General features: G+C 60.0%; 18 protein-coding genes and 1 pseudogene. 16 read left to right on the forward strand and 3 right to left on the reverse strand.

Annotation, left to right across the window (positions count from 1 at the left end):
* Nucleotides 1–10: 10 nt before the first annotated feature.
* The 11 genes from QSK43_RS20840 to QSK43_RS20890 all read left to right on the forward strand — a co-directional run bounded on the left by QSK43_RS20840 (nt 11) and on the right by QSK43_RS20890 (nt 10,959).
* A complete protein-coding gene (locus tag QSK43_RS20840; protein ID WP_332305073.1) occupies nt 11–1,078 on the forward strand; it encodes an ABC transporter permease in 1,068 nt (355 codons plus the stop codon).
* On the forward strand, nt 1,075–2,007 hold the full coding sequence (locus QSK43_RS20845) for an ABC transporter permease (RefSeq protein ID WP_332305074.1): 933 nt from the start codon (nt 1,075–1,077) through the stop codon (nt 2,005–2,007). Before QSK43_RS20840 ends, QSK43_RS20845 begins: the two co-directional genes overlap by 4 nt.
* The gene (locus QSK43_RS20850) at nt 2,004–2,840 is read left to right on the forward strand and encodes an ABC transporter ATP-binding protein (protein WP_332305075.1); all 837 of its coding nucleotides are present in this window, start codon (nt 2,004–2,006) and stop codon (nt 2,838–2,840) included. The genes QSK43_RS20845 and QSK43_RS20850 overlap by 4 nt, the downstream gene beginning before the upstream one ends.
* Nucleotides 2,837–3,586, forward strand: coding sequence for an ABC transporter ATP-binding protein (locus QSK43_RS20855; RefSeq protein WP_332305076.1), 750 nt, complete (start codon nt 2,837–2,839; stop codon nt 3,584–3,586). The genes QSK43_RS20850 and QSK43_RS20855 overlap by 4 nt, the downstream gene beginning before the upstream one ends.
* A gap of 249 nt (nt 3,587–3,835) precedes the next feature.
* Nucleotides 3,836–4,738 carry a LysR family transcriptional regulator gene (locus tag QSK43_RS20860; RefSeq protein ID WP_332305077.1) on the forward strand — a complete coding sequence of 301 codons (903 nt, stop codon included), beginning with the start codon at nt 3,836–3,838 and terminating at the stop codon, nt 4,736–4,738.
* A gap of 187 nt (nt 4,739–4,925) precedes the next feature.
* Entirely contained in the window at nt 4,926–6,461 is a 1,536-nt protein-coding gene (locus tag QSK43_RS20865; RefSeq protein ID WP_332305078.1) for an ABC transporter substrate-binding protein, read from the forward strand.
* A 194-nt stretch (nt 6,462–6,655) separates the two neighbouring features.
* On the forward strand, nt 6,656–7,606 hold the full coding sequence (locus QSK43_RS20870; protein WP_332305079.1) for an ABC transporter permease: 951 nt from the start codon (nt 6,656–6,658) through the stop codon (nt 7,604–7,606).
* On the forward strand, nt 7,603–8,424 hold the full coding sequence (locus tag QSK43_RS20875) for an ABC transporter permease (RefSeq protein ID WP_332305080.1): 822 nt from the start codon (nt 7,603–7,605) through the stop codon (nt 8,422–8,424). Before QSK43_RS20870 ends, QSK43_RS20875 begins: the two co-directional genes overlap by 4 nt.
* 53 nt (nt 8,425–8,477) lie before the next feature.
* Nucleotides 8,478–9,875 carry an amidase gene (locus QSK43_RS20880; protein WP_332305081.1) on the forward strand — a complete coding sequence of 466 codons (1,398 nt, stop codon included), beginning with the start codon at nt 8,478–8,480 and terminating at the stop codon, nt 9,873–9,875.
* A gap of 96 nt (nt 9,876–9,971) precedes the next feature.
* Complete coding sequence (locus QSK43_RS20885; RefSeq protein WP_332305082.1) at nt 9,972–10,538, forward strand: DJ-1/PfpI family protein; 567 nt, start codon at nt 9,972–9,974, stop codon at nt 10,536–10,538.
* A gap of 70 nt (nt 10,539–10,608) precedes the next feature.
* On the forward strand, nt 10,609–10,959 hold the full coding sequence (locus tag QSK43_RS20890; protein WP_110758388.1) for a ribbon-helix-helix domain-containing protein: 351 nt from the start codon (nt 10,609–10,611) through the stop codon (nt 10,957–10,959).
* Nucleotides 10,960–11,128: 169 nt separating this feature from the next.
* On the opposite strand, the gene QSK43_RS20895 is transcribed toward QSK43_RS20890, so the two are convergent.
* The 3 genes from QSK43_RS20895 to QSK43_RS20905 all read right to left on the reverse strand — a co-directional run bounded on the left by QSK43_RS20895 (nt 11,129) and on the right by QSK43_RS20905 (nt 14,837).
* A complete protein-coding gene (locus tag QSK43_RS20895) occupies nt 11,129–12,049 on the reverse strand; it encodes an ABC transporter permease (RefSeq protein ID WP_332305083.1) in 921 nt (306 codons plus the stop codon).
* The gene (locus QSK43_RS20900; RefSeq protein ID WP_332305084.1) at nt 12,042–13,052 is read right to left on the reverse strand and encodes an ABC transporter permease; all 1,011 of its coding nucleotides are present in this window, start codon (nt 13,050–13,052) and stop codon (nt 12,042–12,044) included. Before QSK43_RS20900 ends, QSK43_RS20895 begins: the two co-directional genes overlap by 8 nt.
* A gap of 75 nt (nt 13,053–13,127) precedes the next feature.
* Nucleotides 13,128–14,837, reverse strand: a complete 1,710-nt coding sequence (locus tag QSK43_RS20905) for a peptide ABC transporter substrate-binding protein (RefSeq protein ID WP_332305085.1) — start codon at nt 14,835–14,837, stop codon at nt 13,128–13,130.
* A 304-nt stretch (nt 14,838–15,141) separates the two neighbouring features.
* On the opposite strand from QSK43_RS20905, the gene QSK43_RS20910 reads away from it, so the two are divergent.
* The 5 genes and pseudogenes from QSK43_RS20910 to QSK43_RS20930 form a co-directional block, all read left to right on the forward strand.
* Nucleotides 15,142–16,305, forward strand: coding sequence for a M20 aminoacylase family protein (locus tag QSK43_RS20910; protein ID WP_332305086.1), 1,164 nt, complete (start codon nt 15,142–15,144; stop codon nt 16,303–16,305).
* A gap of 48 nt (nt 16,306–16,353) precedes the next feature.
* Nucleotides 16,354–18,204, forward strand: a complete 1,851-nt coding sequence (locus QSK43_RS20915; RefSeq protein WP_332305087.1) for an ABC transporter ATP-binding protein — start codon at nt 16,354–16,356, stop codon at nt 18,202–18,204.
* A gap of 300 nt (nt 18,205–18,504) precedes the next feature.
* Nucleotides 18,505–19,458, forward strand: coding sequence for a sugar-binding transcriptional regulator (locus tag QSK43_RS20920; protein WP_332305088.1), 954 nt, complete (start codon nt 18,505–18,507; stop codon nt 19,456–19,458).
* A gap of 144 nt (nt 19,459–19,602) precedes the next feature.
* Nucleotides 19,603–20,916, forward strand: coding sequence for an ABC transporter substrate-binding protein (locus QSK43_RS20925; RefSeq protein WP_332305089.1), 1,314 nt, complete (start codon nt 19,603–19,605; stop codon nt 20,914–20,916).
* 171 nt (nt 20,917–21,087) lie between these two features.
* Nucleotides 21,088–21,185 (forward strand): annotated as a pseudogene (locus tag QSK43_RS20930) (sugar ABC transporter permease); the annotation flags it as partial.

Raw genomic sequence — 21,185 nt, forward strand, 5'->3', positions numbered from 1 at the left:
GATTGATCCCTTGAGCACCGTTGAAGCAAACAGCAAGGCGAGGCACGGCAAACGCCGTGCCAACGCCCGCGTAAAAGCCGTTCTCGGCTTCGCCATTACCGTCATCACCACCTTTCTGGGTCTGATGGCGGTCACATTTTTTATTGGCCGTGTCATTCCGATCGATCCCGCGCTGGCGATCGTCGGCGACCGTGCGCCTGCCCATGTGGTGGAGCGCGTGCGCGAGCAGCTCGGCCTCAACCTGCCGCTCTGGCAGCAGTTCTTTTATTACCTGAAGCAGGCGCTTTCGGGTGATTTCGGCATCTCCGTCCTCACCACCAACCCGGTGATGGAGGATATCAAGCGGGTTTTCCCGGCCACGATCGAGCTTGCCACACTCGGCACCATCATCGGGGCCATCTTCGGCATTCCGCTCGGCGTTCTCGCCGCCGTCAAGCGCGGCAGCTTTGCCGACCAGGTCGTGCGCGTCATCGGCCTTATCGGTTATTCCGTGCCGATCTTCTGGCTCGGGCTGCTCGCACTCCTGGTGTTTTACGCCCGGCTGCAATGGGTCGCCTATCCCGGCCGGATGGATATCGTCTACGAATTCACCTTCACGCCGATCACGGGTTTCTTCCTGATCGACGCGATCTGGCAGCGGCAATGGGACGTATTGTGGGATCTGTTCCGCCACATCATTCTGCCCGCCTCCCTGCTCGGTTATTTTTCGCTGGCCTATATCAGCCGCATGACGCGTTCCTTCATGCTGAACGAGCTTAGCCAGGAATATATCGTCGCGGCGCGCGCCAAGGGGCTTTCGGAAACGCGCATCATTTGGTTCCACGCGCTGCGCAACGCCGCCGTGCCGCTGGTGACTGTGATCGCGCTGTCTTACGCCGGTCTGCTGGAAGGTTCGGTGCTGACCGAAACCATCTTCGCTTGGCCGGGGCTTGGCCTCTACATCACCAATTCCCTGCAGAATGCGGATATGAATGCCGTTCTCGGCGGCACGATCGTGATCGGTGCCATCTTCGTCGGCATCAATCTTTTCTCCGATCTGCTTTACCGGACGCTCGACCCAAGGACGCGCAGCCGATGACGATTTCGACCGACACACTAAAACCCTACAGCCGTGAATGGCTGCTCTCCGACCGGCCGGCCTCGCGCAGGCAGGCGCGCCTCGGCCGTGCCTACGTCATCTGGCGGCGGTTTTCGGAAAACCGGCTGGCGCTGCTTGGCCTTGGCATCATCATCGCGTTGCTGTTCGTCGCGCTGTTTGCCAATGTGCTGGCGCCGCATAATCCGGTGCAGGGCGATCTGCGCAATGCGCGGCTTCTGCCGCCCGGTACCGCAGGTTATCTGCTCGGCACCGACGATCAGGGCCGCGATATTCTCTCGCGCCTCATCCACGGTTCGCGGCTGACCCTGTTTGTGGTGCTTCTGGTGGCCATCATCGCCGCACCCGTCGGGCTCATCGTCGGCACAGTCTCGGGTTATGCTGGCGGCTGGGTGGATGCCGTTCTGATGCGCATCACCGATATCTTCCTTGCCTTTCCGAAGCTGGTTCTGGCGCTGGCGCTGGTGGCGGCACTGGGTCCGGGCATCGAAAACGCGGTGCTTGCCATCGCGGTTACTTCGTGGCCGCCCTATGCGCGCATCGCGCGCGCCGAAACCATGACCTTCCGAAACTCCGATTTCATCGCAGCGGTCAAGCTCATGGGGGCGTCGCCCTTCCGCATCGTCCTGAAACACGTCATGCCGCTTTGCATGTCGTCGCTCATCGTGCGTGTCACGCTCGATATGGCGGGTATTATCCTTACCGCCGCCGGTCTCGGTTTCCTTGGTCTTGGCGCGCAGCCGCCGCTGCCGGAATGGGGCGCGATGATCGCCTCCGGCCGCCGGTTCATTCTCGATCAATGGTGGGTTGCGGCCATGCCGGGCGTGGCGATCCTGATCGTCAGCCTCGGGTTCAACCTCCTGGGCGACGGCCTGCGCGATGCGCTGGACCCGAAGGAGGCAAACCAATGAGTGCGCCGCTTCTGACCGTCCAGAATCTCCGCGTTTCCTTCCCCACCCGCACCGGGCTGGTTGAGGCCGTGCGCGGCGTCTCCTTCACGCTGGGACGCGAACGCCTGGGTATTGTCGGCGAATCCGGCTCCGGAAAATCGCAGACCGGCCGCGCCATCATGGGGCTGACGCCGAAGAGCGCTCGCATCGAAGCCGATGTGTTGCGTTTCGGCGATATCAATCTTCTCAGCGCTTCGGCCAAGGAAAGGCGGCTCATGCGCGGCAAGCGCATGGCCATGATCCTGCAGGATCCGAAATATTCGCTGAACCCGGTCATGCCCATCGGCCGCCAGATCATGGAAACGCTGCGCACCCATGAAAACATCGGCTCCAGCGAGGCGCGCCAGCGCACGCTCGCGATGCTGGAGGCGGTGCAGATCCGCGATCCCGAGCGGGTGTTCGATCTTTATCCGCACGAGGTTTCCGGCGGCATGGGCCAGCGTGTCATGATTGCCATGATGCTGGTCTGCGGCCCGGAACTGCTGATCGCCGACGAGCCGACTTCGGCGCTCGACGTGACCGTTCAGCTCGAAGTGCTCGACATTCTCGACAAGCTGGTGCGCGATCGCGGCATGGGGCTGATCTTCGTCAGCCACGATCTGCGGCTGGTATCGTCCTTCTGCGACCGCGTTCTGGTCATGTATGCGGGCAAGGTGGTGGAGGAGCTGTCGTCGGCCAATCTGAAGGAGGCGAAGCATCCCTATACGCAGGGCTTGCTGAACTGCCTGCCGGAAATCGGCGGCCACCGGCATCCGCTGCCGGTTCTGGAACGCAAGGCGGAGTGGCGCGCATGAGTACGGTTCTTTCTATCGGAGACATGGTGGTCGATTTCGACGGTTACATCGCGCTTGATAGTGTCAGCATCGATGTGGACGAGGGCGAATCCTTCGGTATCGTCGGCGAATCCGGCTCCGGCAAGTCGACGCTGCTCAGGGCCGTTGCCGGCCTCAACCATTTCGATGAAGGTTCGTTGATGGTGGCCGGGCGTTCCTATTCGAGCAAACACCGCGACAAAAGCTTCTATAGCGATGTGCAGATGGTGTTTCAGGATCCTTACGGTTCCCTTCACCCCCGCCAGACGGTGGATGCGCTGCTGCTCGAGCCATTGGTCATCCATGGTCTCGACAATCGCGAGCAGCGAATTGCCCGCGCGCTGGACGAGGTGGGTCTTGGCACCGGTTTCCGCTTCCGGTATTCGCACCAGCTTTCCGGTGGCCAGCGGCAGCGCATCGCCATTGCCCGCGCGCTGATCGTGGAGCCGAAAATCCTGCTGCTGGACGAGCCGACTTCGGCGCTCGATGCCTCCATTCAGGCGGAAATTCTCAACCTGCTGGAACAGGCGCGTAGGGATCGCAATCTCACCTTCGTCATGGTCAGCCACGATCTCGGCGTCATCAGCCACATGTGCGATCGTCTCGCGGTGATGAAAAGCGGCAAGGTGGTGGAAATGCTGGAGGCCGAGGCACTGGAAAGCCGTGAGTTTACGGCTGATTATACCAGGCAGTTGCTGGTGGCGAGCGAGGGCTTCAAGCGCGCTTGAGGGCGGCGTTGCGGCATGTTTCTTCTCCCCGCGGGGCGAAGATGGCCCGAAGGGTCAGATGAGGGGGCAAGCTTGCCGTATCTCACGACCCTTGTCCCCTCATCCCGCTGCCGCGACCTTCTCCCCGGCGGGGAGAAGAAACAAGCTGCATACGCTCGATATGTAATGCCTTGCTGTGTTCTTAAGGCTTGCTACACGTAGTGATATGGTGGCCGCCACGCAGGCATATCCGAACAAGGTATCCAGACCATGCAATTGCGCGCATTGATGTATTTCGACGAACTGGTCCGAACCAATTCCATGCGCGCTGCGGCGGAAAACCTGAATGTCGCGCCGACGGCTGTCAGCCGCCAGATCGAGAACCTCGAATATTATTTCGGCTCGCCGCTGGTGGAGCGATCCAGCCGTGGCGTGAAGCTGACGGCGGCGGGAGAATTGCTCGCCGCGCGGGCCGGAAAGACGCTGCGCGAACTCGACCACGTTCATCAACTGATCGACGATTTGAAGGGGCTGCAGCGCGGCCGGGTCACCGTTTATGCCAATGGTGCGACGGTGGCGAACCTTCTGGCGCCGGTGCTGGCGCAGTTCAGCCTCAAATATCCGCAGCTGCGTTTCGAGGTCCATATCACCAGCGCACGCCAGGCGATGGAAGCACTGGGTGCAGCCGAAGCGGATCTGGTCGTCAGCCTTTTCGCCCCGAAGGTCTCCGGGGTGAAGGTACGCTCGCGCACCCGCATCAGCTACGATGCGATTTTCCCCGCCGGCCATGCGCTTGCCGCGCAGGCGGAAGTCTCGTTGAAGGAATTGGCCAGCCTGCCGCTTGCCCTGCCGGACAAGAGCTTCGCGGCACGCCAGGCTTTCGATACGCTGTTTACCGATGCCGGCATCGAGCTTGATCCCGTCTTCATCACAAGTTCGCTGGAAATGCTGAAGGAGCTGGTGCTGGGCCACGCTGCCGCCACACTGCTGCCGGCGCTTTCGGTCGCGCGCGAAATCCGCAGCGGCCAGATGGTCGCCGTTCCGCTTTCCGGCAAGAAAGGTATCCACACCCAGATCGATCTTTGCATCGCGCCCGACAGGCAATTGTCTTTCGCTGCCACCAAGCTTGCGGATTTCATCGAGCGTTTCATGCGTGAGGCGACAGCGGGATAGGGGGAACTCGCCCGCCTGGAGAATTGTCCGTCCAGGTTGATTTCCATCCGCATTTCCGTGTAGCCATTTCAGCTACACGGAGCACACAAAAATCAAGATTGTGTGTGCGCCTGCAACATGACACTCTTTTTGCAACGGGTGGTCTTCGAAGGGCAAAAATGCCTCGGCCGCCAGACAGGGGACAATGATGCCACGCACTTATTTTTCGCAGCCGCTGAAAGTGACGCGGCGCGCCGCGCTCATGCTTGCACTGGGAACGGCGCTTTGGCTGCCGCTTTCGATGACGGGTGCCGAGGCTGCGCCGAAGACCGCCCTGACGCTTGGCATGACGGTGGAGCCCACCGGTCTTGATCCGACCATTGCGGCACCCGTCGCCATCGGTCAGGTGACCTGGCAGAACATATTTGAAGGCCTCGTCACCATCGGCCATGACGGCAAGGTGAGACCGCAGCTTGCCGAAAGCTGGGAAATTTCAGCCGATGGCAAGACCTATACCTTCAAGCTGCGCAACGGTGTCACCTTCCATGACGGCGAGGTTTTCGATTCCTCCGTCGCGAAATTTGCGCTCGACCGGGCGCGCGGCGAAGCGTCCGTAAACCCGCAAAAACGTTTCTTTACCGCCATAGACAGCATCGAGACGCCGGATGTGGCGACGCTGGTGCTGAAACTGAAGCAGCCAGCGGGTAGCCTGATTTACTGGCTCGGCTGGCCGGCTTCCGTCATGGTCGCGCCGAAGAGCGCCGACAATAACCGCACCACACCAATCGGCACCGGCCCGTTCAAATTCGCAAGCTGGGCCAAGGGCGACAAGGTGGAGATGGAGAAGAACGCGGCCTATTGGGACAAGGCGGTCGCGGTGAGGCTTGAGAAGGCGACCTTCCGTTTCGTTTCAGATCCGCAGGCGCAGGCCGCCGCGCTGAAATCCGGTGATATCGATGCCTTTCCCGAATTCGGCGCTCCGGAACTGATGACCTCCTTCGACGGCGATGCCCGCCTTGGAACGTTCGTCGGCAATACCGAACTGAAGGTGGTGGCCGGCATGAACAATGCCCGCAAACCCTTCAACGACAAGCGCGTGCGCCAGGCGCTGATGATGGCGGTGGATCGCGGCACCGTGATCGAAGGCGCATGGTCCGGCTTCGGCACTGCCATTGGCAGCCATTACACCCCGAACGACCGTGGTTACGTCGATATGACTGGCGTGCATCCTTACGATATCGACAAGGCAAAGGCGCTTCTTACCGAGGCCGGTTATCCTGACGGATTCAGCTTCACCATCAAGGCGCCGCAGATGGCCTATGCTCAGCGCACCTCGCAAATCCTGCAGGCGATGCTGGCCGAAATCGGCGTGACGATGACCATCGATACCACGGAATTTCCGGCGAAATGGGTGGCAGATGTTCTCAAAGGCGCGGATTACGACATGACCATCATCGCTCACGCCGAGCCGATGGATATCGATATCTATGCGCGCGATCCCTATTATTTCAACTACAAGAACCCGGCCTTCAACGAGGTCATCGCCAGCGTCGAAAAAACAGCTGATGCTGCCGAGCAGGAAGCGCTTTATGGTGACGCCCAGAAAATCCTCGCGGAAGACGTACCCGCGCTTTACCTTTTCGTCATGCCGAAGCTTGGCGTGTGGGACAAGAAGCTGAAGGGGTTGTGGGAAAACGAGCCTATTCCCTCCAATGTGCTGACGGATGTGCATTGGGAAGAGTGACGTTTGTCGATAGCCGCTTCTTCCGTCATGCCGGACTTGATCCGGCATCCAGCCGACGCGCGTCTGCGCGGCGAGAAGAGCCCTTTCAGCCCGAGGACTTGGGCTGGCTGGGTACCGGCTCAAGGCCGGCATGACGGACGAGTGTGGTGCCGCCGTTCTGCCACCAACGAAACAACGCAAGGAAAGAATGCCAGATGTTAGCCGTTCTCATCCGGCGCCTTGCCAGCCTCGTCGTCACGCTGTTTGCGGTCTCGCTCATCATATACATCATCATGGGGCTGCTGCCGGGTGATCCGGCGGCCATCATGCTCGGCACGTCGGCAAGCCCCGATACGCTGGCCGCGCTGCAAAAGCAGATGGGTCTCGATCAGCCCTTGCCATTGCGGTATATTCGCTGGCTTGCGGGCGTATTCCGGGGCGATCTCGGGCAATCCTATACCTATGGCGTGCCGGTGGCGGGGCTGATTGTCGAACGGCTTGCCGTCACCCTGCCGCTCGCGCTACTCGCAGTCTGCCTTTCGGTCGCCATCGCCATTCCGCTTGGCGTGGCGGCAGCGAGAAGTCGCAACGGGCCGGTGGATTTCGCAGCCGGGCTGTTTTCCCATGTCGGCATCGCCGTGCCCGGTTTCTGGGTCGGACTGCTGCTCATCATCGTCTTTTCCACCACGCTCGGCTGGATGCCCGGCGGCGGTTTTCCCGGCTGGCGGCCAAGTTTCTCGGCGGGGCTTGTGGCGCTCATTCTTCCTGCCGTCGCCCTTGCGCTGTCGCAGGCCGGTGTTCTCACCCGCGTCTGCCGTTCGGCAGTACTTGAGGTAATGAACGAGGATTTTGTGCGCACCGCCCGGGCCAAGGGCTTGAGCGAACGGGTGGCGCTGTGGCGGCATGCGGTGCCGAACGCGATGATCCCCGTCGTCACCATGATCGGTCTGCAATTCACCTTCCTGATTGCCGGGGCAGTTCTGGTGGAAAATGTCTTCAACCTGCCGGGTCTTGGGCGGCTCGCTTTTCAGGCGCTGACGCAGCGGGATATCGTCGTCATGCAGTCCGTCGTACTGTTCTTCTCGGCGCTCGTCATCGTCATGAATTTTCTGGTCGACATCGCCTATCTCTTCATTGATCCGAGACTGCGGGCAGGTGCACGATGATGCGACTGATCCGCCGCCACCCAGCCTTCGTCCTTGGCATCGCCGTCACCGCTTTCCTGGTCGCTGTCGCGTTGATCTCGCTGGTCTGGACGCCCGTGTCACCCACAAAGATGCAGATCGTCCAGAAGCTGAAATCGCCATTTGTTTATGGCGGTCTCGGTACTGACCATTTCGGCCGCGACGTTCTCTCCATGCTGATGGCCGGGGCGTGGAATTCGCTCTCCACCTCCATTGCTGCCGTCGCCATCGGTGCTCTCATCGGTACTGCCGTCGGTGTTTCCGTCGCAGCCTTGCGGGGGTTCACCGAAACCGTGGTGATGCGCATCTGCGATATCATTTTCGCCATGCCGCCGATCCTGTCGGCTATGATGCTCGGCGCCTTCATCGGCACAGGGCGGTTTACGGCCATCATCGCTATCGCCACCTTCATGGTGCCTGTCTTTGCCCGGCTGACGCTGGGGGCGGCCCTGCAGATATGGTCGCGGGAATATATCACCGCTGCCACCAGCATCGGCCAGAACCGCACGAAGATCACGCTTTTCCATATCGTGCCGAATATTTCCAACCAGATCATCGTGCAGGTGACGATCCAGCTCGGGCTTGCGATCCTCACCGAAGCGGGGCTTTCGTTTCTCGGTCTCGGCATGCCGCCTCCGGCTGCCACATGGGGGCGGATGCTTGCGGATGCGCAGACCTATCTCGGTACAGCGCCGTGGCTCGCCATCATGCCCGGCCTTGCGATTGCACTCGCTGTCTTCGGCCTCAATCTTCTTGGCGACGGCCTGCGCGATCTGCTCGATCCGCGCGATACCAGCTGATCCCCAAGGGAACCAGCCACCCATATTTCCTGTTTTCTGACGAGACGAAGCCGATGACCGATCTCATACACCTCAATACGCTCGAAATTCTGGCGCTTTACCGCGATAAAAAACTGTCGCCATCGGAATATTGGCAGGCGGTGGAGGCGCGGATCGACGCTTTCGAGCCAACGGTGAACGCGCTTTACGCCTATGATCCGGAGGATGCCCGCAAGCAAGCGCTGGCTTCCACTGCACGCTGGCAAAAAGGTGAAACCCTTGGGACTCTCGATGGGATTCCGGTGTCGCTGAAGGAACTGATCGCCACCAAAGGCCTGCCGGTTCCGCTCGGTACCAAGGCGGTGGAACTGGTGCCGGCTCTGGAAGACGCGCCGGTGGCCGCCCGCTGCCGCGAGGACGGCGCGATCCTTTATGCCAAAACGACCTGCCCTGATTACGGCATGTTATCATCGGGCCTTTCCAGTTTCCACAAGCTCAGCCGCAACCCGTGGGACCCGACACAGAACCCCGGCGGCTCTAGCGCCGGTGCTGCCTCTGCCGGTGCTGCCGGTTACGGCACGCTGCATATAGGCACCGATATTGGCGGTTCGGTGCGGCTTCCGGCCGGATGGACGGGGCTGTTCGGCTTCAAACCCAGCCAGGGCCGCATACCCGTCGATCCCTATTATACCGGCCGCTGCGCCGGGCCGATGACCCGTACCGTTGTCGACGCCGCCTATGCGATGGCCACACTTTCCCGCCCGGACTGGCGTGACGGCACCGCTCTGCCGCCGAACGATATAGACTGGATGGACCTGGATATCGACATGAAAGGCCTGAAGATCGGCCTGATGCTGGATGCGGGCTGCGGCTTGGCTCTGGAGGAGGAAGTGCGCGACGCTGTGCTCTCCGCCGCGAAACTGTTTGAGGAGGCAGGCGCGATCGTCATCCCGGTCGAGCCGGTGCTGACGCGGGACATGCTGGACGGGCTGGACGATTTCTGGCGTGCGAAATTCTGGGGCGATATGGCGGCATTGAGCGCGGATCGCCGTGCCGCGATCCTTCCCTATATTCACGAATGGGCGGAAAAGGGTGCGAATGTCTCCGGCGCGCGTGCCGCTTTCGGTTTCAACCAGACCATGGAAATGCGCAAGGCCTGCGGGCGGTTGATGCAAACAGTTGATGTGGTGATTTCACCCGTCAATCCCATCGTTTCCTATCCCGCCGACTGGGCCTCGCCGACCAACGATCCCGAGCGGCCCTTCGAACATATAGCCTTCACCGTCCCGTGGAACATGTCCGAGCAGCCGGCATCCTCGATCAATTGCGGCTTTTCGAAATCCGGAATGCCCATCGGCTTGCAGATCGTCGGTCCGCGTTACGCGGATCTGCTCGTCCTGAAGTTTTCCAAGGCCTTCGAGGATTGGGGCGGCGGTGTACGGCGCTGGCCGGAGCCGTCGCAAGAGCATTGATCCCGCCTTTATCGACCTTGTAGTATTGCCATAATACCTGCGTCTCCACCTGCCCTGCTACGGTGCCCAAGGCATTCAAAAACGGGAGGAGCAAACATGCCGAAGAAGATTTTGATGATCACCGGCGATTTCGCCGAGGATTACGAGACGATGGTGCCGTTCCAGGCCCTGCTTGCGGTCGGTCACACGGTGCATGCCGTCTGTCCCGGCAAGAAGGCTGGCCAGACCATTGCCACTGCGATCCATGATTTCGAGGGCGACCAGACCTATTCGGAAAAACGCGGCCACAACTTCGCGCTCAACGCTACTTTCGCCGACATAAAAGTTGCGGATTACGATGCGCTGGTCATTCCGGGCGGGCGGGCGCCGGAATATCTGCGGCTCAATGCGGATGTACTTGCCACCGTGAAGCACTTTTTCGAGGCCGACAAGCCTGTGGCGGCCGTCTGCCACGGTGCGCAATTGCTGGCCGCTGCCGGTGTTCTGAAGGGCCGCACCTGCTCGGCCTATCCGGCCTGCCGCCCCGAGGTGGAACAGGCGGGCGGCACCTATGCCGATATCGCCATCGATGCGGCCGTTACCGACGGCAAGCTGGTGACGGCGCCCGCATGGCCAGCCCATCCAGCATGGCTCTCACAATTCATGGCGGTGCTCGGCAAATAAGGCCGGCGGAATGGGGCTTTTACCGGCCCCGTTTCCCGTCTATCCTTTAAGCGTGGTGAGGGAGGAAACCATGTGCAAGCTTTTCATCAAGGCAGACCCAACGCTTTGGGAAAGCCATACGCGGTCTTTGCGGATCGACGGCATGGTCACAAGTGTCCGGCTTGAAAACTTCTTCTGGACCACGCTCGACGAAATCGCGCGCCGCGACGGTATGAACAGCGTGCAGCTTATCGCCAAGCTTTATAATGAATCGATCGATGCCGGGCACGATCTCGGCAACTTCACCTCGTTTTTGCGGGTCTGCTGCGGACGTTATCTGGCCCTGCAGCTTTCCGGCGATATTCCCGCGCGCAGCGATATTCCGATTGCGGCACTGGATGCAGACAGCATTCTCGATGCGGAAAAGGTGAATTATCACTAGGAGTGCGCGCTGTTTTTTACGTGCCGATGCATCCCCCTCCACCTCATTCCTGTGCTCGTCACAGGAAGCCAGCCGACGCACGTCTGCGCGACGGGAGGAGTCTTTTCAGTCCAGGGACTTGGGCTGACTGGATCCCTGTGACAAGCACAGGGATGAGGGAGGGGAGAGCTCACGTTTTCAGCGCCCTTGGATCAAGCGCATCGCGCACGGCGTCGCCGATGTAGTTGACGCTCAGAACCGTCAGCGAGATCGCCAGTCCGGGCCACAGAACGCGTGAGGGTGTCAGTTGCAGGAAGTTGGCGCCGTCGAACAGTAGCCGCCCCCAGGTCGGGAAGTCGGATGGAAAACCAAGACCGAGGAAGGACAGCGCCGATTCCGTGATGATCGCAGAGGCGATGCCGAGCGTGGCCGAAACCATGATCGAACTCAGAACATTCGGCAGGATGTGCCTGATGATGATGCGGTACTCACGCATGCCGCTCGATTTCGCCGCCATGATGAATTCCTGGCTTTTGATCGTCAGCACATCGCCGCGCACGATGCGCGCGGTATGCATCCAGCTGGTTATCCCGATCACGAAGACGATGAGGATGAAGATGCCGGTTTCCGGCCCGAAGGTTGCGCGCAGCGTATCGCGGAACAGCAAGAGGATGACTAGCAGCAGCGGCAGCAGCGGCAGGGCCAGGAACAGATCCGTCAGCCGCATCAGTGGCCCGTCCAGCCGGCGGAAATAGCCTGATAGTACCCCCACCAGCGTGCCGAGAAACAGCGCCAGCAGCATGGCGGTAATGCCGACGGCAAGCGAGATACGGCCCCCCGCCAGCACCTGCGCCAGCATGTCCTTGCCCAGATTGTCGGTGCCGAAGGGATGCGTCAGCGACGGCCACTGGTTGCGTTCCTTCACGTTGATGACGTTTGGCGCAACTGTGTGGATATAGGGGCCGACATAGACGGCAAAGAGAATGAAGACAAAAACGATCAGTCCCACCACGCCACCCTTGTGGACGCGGAACTGCTTCCAGATATCGGCAAGTGCCGATTGCACGGGCGTGGCGGCAACGGTTGGCGCTGCGAGGGTGGCGTCAGTCATAGCGGATCCTCGGGTCGAGAATGCCGTAAAGCACGTCGGCAATCAGGTTGAAGAGCACGATAAGCACCGCGAAAATGAAGGTCAGCGTCTGTACCAGCGGAATGTCCGCACCCTGAACGGCTGTTATCAGCAATTGGCCAAGTCCGTTCACACGGAATATCTGCTCGGTGATGATGGCGCCTGAAAAGATCGTCGGCACGCCGAGCGCAATCACGGTGACGACCGGGATGAGGCTGTTGCGCAGGACGTGAACGAGCAGTACGGATTTTTCCTTCACGCCTTTTGCACGTGCGGTGCGCACATAGTCCTGATGCAGATTGTCCAGCATGGAGGCGCGCACGAAGCGGCTGATCTGCGAGACGTTGTAGAGGGTCAGCACCAGCACCGGCAGAAACATCTGTTTGATCTGCGCCACGAAGCTTCCCCAGTCCCTCACCTGCAGATTGGTGTCGTAGACGGAAGGGAACCATTGCAGCCAGGAGCTGAAGACGACGACCAGCAGCACGCCGGTGAAGAAGGTCGGAACCGAATAACCGACCATCGAGACGAAGGTGCCGATCTGGTCGAAGATCGAATATTGCTTGTAGGCGGAGATGACGCCGATCGGGATCGCCAGAAGCGCACCGAAAAGATAGGCGAGGCCGACCACCCAGAGCGTCTGCGGCATGCGCTGGACGACCAGATCGACCACCGGGCTGCGCGTCGCCCATGACAGGACGCGCATGCGATTACCATCGCCGATCTGCCAGCCGGTCAGCCGTTCGAACAGGTTCAGAGGCTCGTTGATGAAGAATTGCTGCAGCCACATCAGGTAACGGATGAAGAAGGGCTGGTCGAGACCGAGGGAGGCGCGGATCTGCTCACGAACTTCGGGCGGAATGGTCAGCGGCAGGTCGCCGGTCGGATCGTTCGGCGCAAGATCGAGCAGGGCGAAGATGACGAAGCTGATGACGAGCAACGTCGGTACGGCAAAGGCAAGCCGCCGGAGCGTAAAGGTAAACATCGGAAAGTCTCCAGACCGTCAGAGTCTCGCAAAACATGCGCGGTCGTCCGTCAGGGGCGACCGCGCATTTGCGTGTTACTTCTTGCGGGACCAGTCCGCGACGTTCCAGAGTTCAGAATCCCAGGCATTCATGCGTACGCCTTCCAGCGTCAGCGAATGCGAGGAAACGTTACCGCGGTGGATGAGCGGAATATGCGCGCCTTCCTCCGTCAGCATGTCGTTCAACTGTTTGGCAATTTCCCCACGCTTGGCGAAATCCGTCGTCTTGGAAAGTACGCCCACCAGCTTGTCGAATTCCGGGTTGCAATAACGCGGAACATTCTGACCCTGCCAGCCGTTTGCGGGGGCGGGGATCTTATCGCACAGCCATTCCGCCAGATATTTTTCCGGGTCGGTGCCGTCGAAATTGTTGGTGTACATTTCAACGTCGGCATAAAATTTCTGGAAAGTATCCGGGCTTGCCGGATCGCCGCCGAAGAACACCGAGGCGCTGACATTGCGCAGTTCGGACGCAACGCCGATCTGCGACCACATGTCCTTCACCAGTTCCTGTGCTGCCTGGCGAACAGAGTTGGTGGAGGTCTGGTAGAGGAAGGAGAGCTTCACGCCGTTCTTGGCGCGGATGCCATCTGCGCCCTTCACCCAGCCTGCGTCGTCCAGCAGCTTGTTTGCACCTTCCAGATCCTGCTTCAGGCACCAGCTGTCGTTTTTCGTTGAAGCGACAGCCTCCGGGGCCGGCACGATGTTGCAGGTCGGCTTGCCCGCCTCGCCATAACCCGTCTCATCGATAATGTCGCGGTCGATGGCGAGCGAGAGAGCGCGGCGCACGGCCGGGTCTGAAAGGGCCGGATGCGGACCGCCCTCCTTGGTGGAGCGCTTGTCGCCCAGTGAAGGATCGGGATTGTACCAGTTGAGATTGATACGCTCGACCTGTGTGCCGAAGGCGGTTTCCAGCTTGCCCTTGCCCGCGGCCATCATGGTGGCCAGAATTTCCGGCTCCACCTGCATGTTCCAGGCGTAGTCGAATTCGCCCGTTTCAAGAACGGCACGCGCAGCGGAGGCCGCATCGCCGCCGCCCTTCAGGGTCGCCGTGGCGAAAGCCGGCTTGGCCGGATCACGATAATTGGGGTTGGCGACGTAGCTGATGACGTCGTTCGGCTTGAAATCCTTGACCACGAAGGGGCCGGTGCCGATGGGGCCGAAATTGGCGGATGTGCAGCCAGGGGCGGCAGCACCGATGCATTTTTCAAACTGTTTTTTCTGGATGACCGGCGATTGCGCGCCGACAAATGCGGAATAGGGGTAGGGCTTCGGTTCGGTGAAGCTGACCTTGACGGTATGGGCGTCGATGGCCTCGACGTTTTTCACGCCTTCATATTGCGCCGCCTGCGCGCAGCCGCCATCTGGTGCGGTGCAATATTTCCAGGTGAAGATCACGTCGTCAGCGGTAAGGGGCGTGCCGTCGGACCATTTGACGTCGCTCTTCAGCTTCCACGTCATGCTGAGCAGATCCTTCGCGACGCCGCCATTGTCGACCGTCGGAATTTCGCTCACCAGCATCGGCACCAGCTCGCCTTTTTCGTCGTAGCGCGCCAGCGGCTCGATCACCATGGACGAGCTGTAGATTTCCTTCGTGCCGCCCGAAAGATAAGGATTGAGTGTTGATACCGCCTGCCAGAACAGGATTTTCAGTTCGCCGTCACTGCCGCGCTCGGCATGGGCGGCAGAGCCTGCCAAAGCCAAGGCCGCCATCGTGCTGGCAAAGAGAACGCTGCGCTTCTTCATTATGGTTTTCCCCTTTTTTGATTTTATCTATTTGAATGTTTGACGCTTTTCCTGTCGTCATTCGCAAGGTCTATTATTGTAACTATTTGACTTTGCTAAGGAATACTCCTCCATTCCCGGTGATGCTATTGTCAGTTTTTTTGAAAAGCAAGCCCCAAACTTTTATTGATGAACAAAATTTGTGCCATTCGCCTTTAGGCCTATTTTTCGCTCAGGCAGCAAAATTCATACTTGCAAAAGCAGAAATTCCAAACGCAATATGGCTCCGACAACCCGGCGGGGAACAAAAAAAGGAAAAATGGGAATGCCGATATTGAACCGTGTGGCTGAGATGCAGGAAGACGTTGCCGGCTGGAGGCGCCACCTGCACGAGACGCCGGAGCTGCTCTACGACGTCTTCGAAACCTCGAAATTTGTGGCCGAGAAACTCAAATCCTTCGGATGCGATATCGTCGAGACCGGCATTGGCAAGACCGGCGTGGTCGGCATCATCAAGGGCAGGCACGGCGACGGACCGACCATCGGTTTCCGCTCCGATATGGACGCGCTGCCGATCCTCGAAACCAGTGGCAAGCCATGGGCTTCCAAGGTTCCGGGCAAGGCTCATTCCTGCGGCCATGACGGCCACACCGCCATGCTTTTGGGTGCAGCGCAATATCTGGCCGAGACCCGTAATTTCAAAGGCTCCGTCGCTGTTATCTTCCAGCCGGCCGAAGAGGGCGGGGCAGGCGCGCTAGCCATGCTCAACGACGGCATGATGGAGAAATTCGGCATTTCACAGGTCTATGGCATGCACAACGAGCCGGGCATTCCCATCGGCAATTTCGCCATCCGCAAGGGGTCGACCATGGCGGCGGCGGATGCGTTTGAGATCACGATTACGGGCAAGGGCAGTCATGCGGCCGCGCCGCATCTCTCCATCGACCCGGTGCTGACCTCGGCCTATATCATCATCGCGCTGCAATCCATCGTCTCGCGTGAGACGGACCCGTTGAAGTCGCTCGTCGTTACCGTCGCCACCACCCATGGCGGCACGGCGGGCAACGTCATTCCAGGCTCGGTGACACTGACCGGCACGGTGCGTACCTTGCTGCCGGAAACCCGCGATTTCGCCGAAAAACGCCTGAAGGAAGTGGCGACCGCCACCGCCATGGCGCATGGCGCGACGGCGGAGGTGAAATACGATCGCGGTTATCCCGTGACCTTCAACCACAGCGACGAGACCGAATTCGCGATCGGCGTGGCGGTGGGCGTAGCCGGTGCAAATGCCGTCAACACCAATCCCAACCCGCATATGGGGGCGGAGGATTTCTCATACATGCTGGAATCGCGTCCCGGCGCCTTCATCTTCATCGGCAACGGCGATACCGCCGGGCTGCACAACGCGGCTTATGATTTCAACGACGACGCGCTGCCATACGGCATCAGCTACTGGGTCAAGATGGCTGAAACCGCGCTTGCTGCGTAAGACATCCGGCGGCCTTCATGGCCGCCTTCCGCTTTTCAGGAGATCGGCATGCTTTTAGCGGCAACGTCCATGGAACAGACCGGCGGCTCGGTAAGCCCGGTTCTTTCGGTTGAAAATCTGACTACATCCTTCCGCGTCGATGGCGGTTGGAAGTCCGTGGTCCGCAACATGACTTTCGAGATCGCGCCGCGCGAAACGGTGGCGATCGTCGGCGAGAGCGGCTCGGGAAAAAGCGTGACATCGCTGTCGATCATGCGGCTTCTCGATAGAAAAATGAGCCGCATCGAGGGCAAGGTCATGCTCGGCGGGCGGGATTTGCTGGCGCTTCCGGAGGAGGAGATGCGCAAGGTTCGCGGCAAGGACATCTCGATGATCTTCCAGGAGCCGATGACCAGCCTCAACCCGATCTTCCCGATCGGCAAGCAGATCGCCGAAGCGCTTACCGTGCACCAGGACATTTCCTCATCCGTGGCGAAAGCCGAGGTCATTCGTCTTCTGGAAAAGGTCCGCATTCCCAATGCGAAGAACCGTTTCGACGATTATCCGCATCAGTTTTCCGGCGGTATGCGCCAGCGCGTGATGATCGCTATGGCGCTTGCCTCCAAACCGAAACTGCTGATTGCCGACGAGCCGACGACGGCGCTTGATGTGACCATTCAGGGGCAGATTCTCGATCTCATCAAACAATTGCAGGAAGAGGAGGGCATGTCGGTCCTGTTCATCACCCATGATATGGGCGTGGTGGCGGAAGTGGCTGATCGCACCATCGTCATGTTCCGGGGCGATGTGGTGGAGACCGGCACGACCGACGATATCTTCCGTCGCGGGAACCACGCCTATACGCGTGCCCTGCTTTCGGCGGTGCCGAAGCTCGGTTCGATGAAGGAGCGGGTGCTGCCCGCCCGTTTCCCGATCATCGATATCAAGACCGGCGAGAGCCTGCCGGTGGCAGAGGTAAGGAACACGGTATCCGGCGGCCGCACGCCCATTCTCTCGGTCAAGGACCTGACGACCCGCTTCGATATCCGCTCCGGTCTTTTCGGCCGCAAATCCGGCGCCGTGCATGCGGTGGAGAAGGTTTCCTTCGATCTGGCCGAGGGCGAAACGCTATCGCTGGTCGGCGAATCCGGTTGCGGCAAGTCCACCACCGGGCGGTCGATCACCCGGCTGATCGAACCGACCTCCGGCAACGTCACGCTTGACGGTTACGAGGTGATGAAACTCGACAAGACGACGTTGCGCACCATGCGCCGCAGCGTGCAGATGATCTTTCAGGACCCGTTTGCCAGCCTCGATCCGCGCATGAGCATCGGCACGGCGATCATGGAGCCTTTCATCGAGCACCGGCTCGGGCCAAAGCCGCAGGCACGCGAAAAGGCGGCGGACCTGATGGAAAAGGTGGGTTTGAGCCCGGATATGATGCGACGTTTTCCGCATGAGTTTTCCGGCGGCCAGCGCCAGCGTATCGCGATCGCCCGCTCGCTGATGCTCGACCCCAAGGTCATCGTCGCTGATGAAGCGGTGTCGGCGCTGGACGTTTCGATCAAGGCACAGGTCTGCAACCTGCTGCTCGATCTGCAGCAGAGCCTCAACCTGGCTTTCCTGTTCATCAGCCATGACATGGCCGTGGTGGAACGTGTGAGCCATCGCGTCGCGGTGATGTATCTCGGCGAGATCGTCGAGATCGGCCCGCGTGCGGCTGTCTTCGACAATCCGCAGCATCCCTATACAAGAAAACTCATGTCGGCCGTTCCGGTGCCGGATCCGGCACGGCGGCAGATCCGGCGCAACATGGCGACGGACGAGATCAAAAGCCCGATCCGTCCGGTGGATTACATTCCGCCGCAGCGCCATTACCGCGAGGTTTCGGCGGGGCATCTGGTGCAGGAAGCAGCTTGATTGAGGGCCGGGTTCATAAACCCAGCCCTGTCACCCGGACTTGATTCGGGGTCCAGCGCGATCAAGTCTCTGATCGCACTAGACTCTTTTCACGGCGCAGGCGCGCCGTGGCTGGGTTTCCGCTCAAGGCCGGAATGACGGAAAAAGCGACACTAGTCACAAGGTACTGTCAGTCACCGATCCACCGTGTTGCGCTCGTTGGTTTTGTATCGGCTGTCCTTTGCGCATGCCACCCGTTTGACAGTCCACGCAAAAAAATGCCAGCAAATGCTGAACGCATAATTCTTAGAGGGCGGCGGCATGGCCAGACGGAACGACGCACATGGACGGCTGGACGATGCGGCACGCGCGGGCTGGCTTTATTATGTCGCGGGCCGAACGCAGGACGAGATCGCCGCCGCGATGGGCATATCCCGCCAGTCGGCGCAACGTCTGGTGTCGCTGGCCGTCGCCGAGCGTCTGATCAAGGTCCGGCTCGATCATCCCATCGCTGCCTGTCTTGAGAAGGCTGAGCGGCTGAAACAGAAATTCGATCTTCGATATATCGAGGTGGTGCCGAGCGATCCGGCGGGCGTCTCTTCCACTGTCGGCATCGCCGAGGCCGGGGCGGCGGAAATCGAGCGCTGGCTGAAAAACGCCGATCCCATCGTGCTCGCCATCGGCACAGGCCGTACGCTGAAGGCCGCTGTGGACCAGCTGCCGCCAATGGAATGCCCGCAGCACCGCATCGTTTCGCTGACTGGCAATATCGGCCCGGATGGATCGGCCGCCTATTATAACGTCATCTTCAGCATGGCCGATGCCATCAAGGCGCGGCATTTTCCCATGCCGCTGCCGGTCTTGTGTTCGTCCGCTGAAGAGCGTGAATTGCTGCATGACCAGTCCATGGTGCGTTCCACGCTGGCGCTTGGGGCTGCCGCCAATGTCACCTTCGTGGGTGTCGGTGAACTGGGCGAAAACGCGCCGCTCTGCGTCGATGGTTTTCTCGGCGTCGATGAGATGAAGGCGCTGATTGCGAGCGGTGCTGTCGGCGAGATTTGCGGCTGGATATATGATGCCGAGGGCAGGGTTCTCGACCATTCCGTCAACGAGCGTGTCGCCTCCGTTCCCATTCCGTCAAGGCAGACCTGCATGGTCATCGGCATGGCGCAGGGCACACGCAAGAACGCTTCCATCCTGGCGGCCCTGCGAGGCGGCTTGTTGAACGGCCTCATCACCGACGAAATGACGAGTGAATATTTGCTCACGCATTGAGCAAAAATTAAATATTTAAAATCAAAGGCTTGGTTTTCCCATGTGCGTCGCAGCACAGGATGTTGCTTGACATTTTTGCTCCGTAAGTGAGTAAATGCCCCAGAGCAAAGCGAATGCTCATCAATTTTCTTCTGGGAGGAAGATATGACATTGAAGACCATTTTGCTGGGCGCATGCTCGGCACTCGCCTTTTCGACCCTTGCCTCCGCTGAAACGCTGACCATCGCGACCGTCAACAATGGCGACATGATCCGCATGCAGGGGCTGACCTCCGACTTCACGGCGAAGAACCCCGACATCAAGGTCGAATGGGTCACGCTTGAGGAAAACGTCCTGCGCGAGCGGGTGACGACCGATATCGCCACCAATGGCGGCCAGTACGACATCATGACCATCGGTAATTACGAAGTGCCGATCTGGGCCAAGCAGGGCTGGTTGCTGCCGCTTGAAAAGCTCGGCGACAAATACGACGTGGACGACATCTTGCCAGCGATCCGAGGCGGTCTTTCGAGCGAAGGCAAGCTTTACGCTGCGCCCTTTTACGGTGAATCCGCCATGATCATGTACCGCAAGGACCTGTTCGAAAAAGCCGGCCTGAAGATGCCGGATAATCCGACCTGGGAATTCATCGGTGACGCCGCCCGCAAGATCACCGACCGCAAGACCGACATCAACGGCATCTGCCTGCGCGGCAAGGCCGGCTGGGGCGAGAATATGGCCTTCATCAGCGCGCTCACCAACTCCTTCGGTGGCCGCTGGTTCGATGAAAACTGGAAACCGCAATTCGATCAGCCGGAATGGAAAAGCTCCCTGCAGTTTTATGTGGATCTGATGAAGGATGCCGGTCCGTCGGGCGCTTCCTCCAACGGCTTCAACGAAAACCTGACGCTGTTCCAGCAGGGTAAATGCGGCATGTGGATCGACGCCACGGTGGCTGCTTCCTTCGTGTCCAACCCGAAGGACTCGACCGTTGCAGACAAGGTCGGTTATGCGCTCTTCCCGACGCATGGCGAGCTGAAGAACCACGGCAACTGGTTGTGGTCGTGGAACCTTGCCATCCCCAAGAGCTCGCAGAAGGCGGATGCCGCCGAGAAGTTCATCTCCTGGGCGACCAGCAAGGACTACACCACGCTCGTCGCTGCCAAGGAAGGCTGGGCAAACGTGCCTCCCGGCACGCGCACCTCGCTTTACAAGAGCGCCGATTATGAAAAAGCAGCCGCCTTCGCCAAGCCGACGCTTGCCGCAATGGATGCCGCCGACATTACCAAGCCGACAGTAAAGCCTGTGCCTTACACGGGTGGGCAATTCGTGGCGATCCCTGAATTCCAGGCGCTCGGCACCACAGTCGGTCAGCTGTTCTCGGCGGTCGTGGCTGGCCAGTCCAGCGTCGACGACGCTCTTGCTGGTGCCCAGTCGACAGCGACGCGTGAAATGACCCGCGCCGGTTACATCAAGTAATCCTTCCGAAGATCGCTGTCCGGCGCCAATGCCGGGCAGCGAACCTTACGGTCGCTAGCCGCCAGCTATGCGGCGGCCTTTAAGCCTTTCAAATCAAAACAAGAATGAGCCGGTTCTTCCGGATATGCCGGGCGCATGTCGCGATGCCCGAGCCAAGGGGAGGTTAGTGCAATGGCAACACGAAACACGAGTGGGTTGGCGCGGGTAATGCTTGCGCCTTCGGTGCTGCTTTTGCTGGTGTGGATGATCGTACCTCTGGCGATGACGCT

Origin of the sequence: Rhizobium sp. GR12, assembly GCF_036596185.1 — a bacterium.
GTDB lineage: Bacteria > Pseudomonadota > Alphaproteobacteria > Rhizobiales > Rhizobiaceae > Agrobacterium > Agrobacterium nepotum.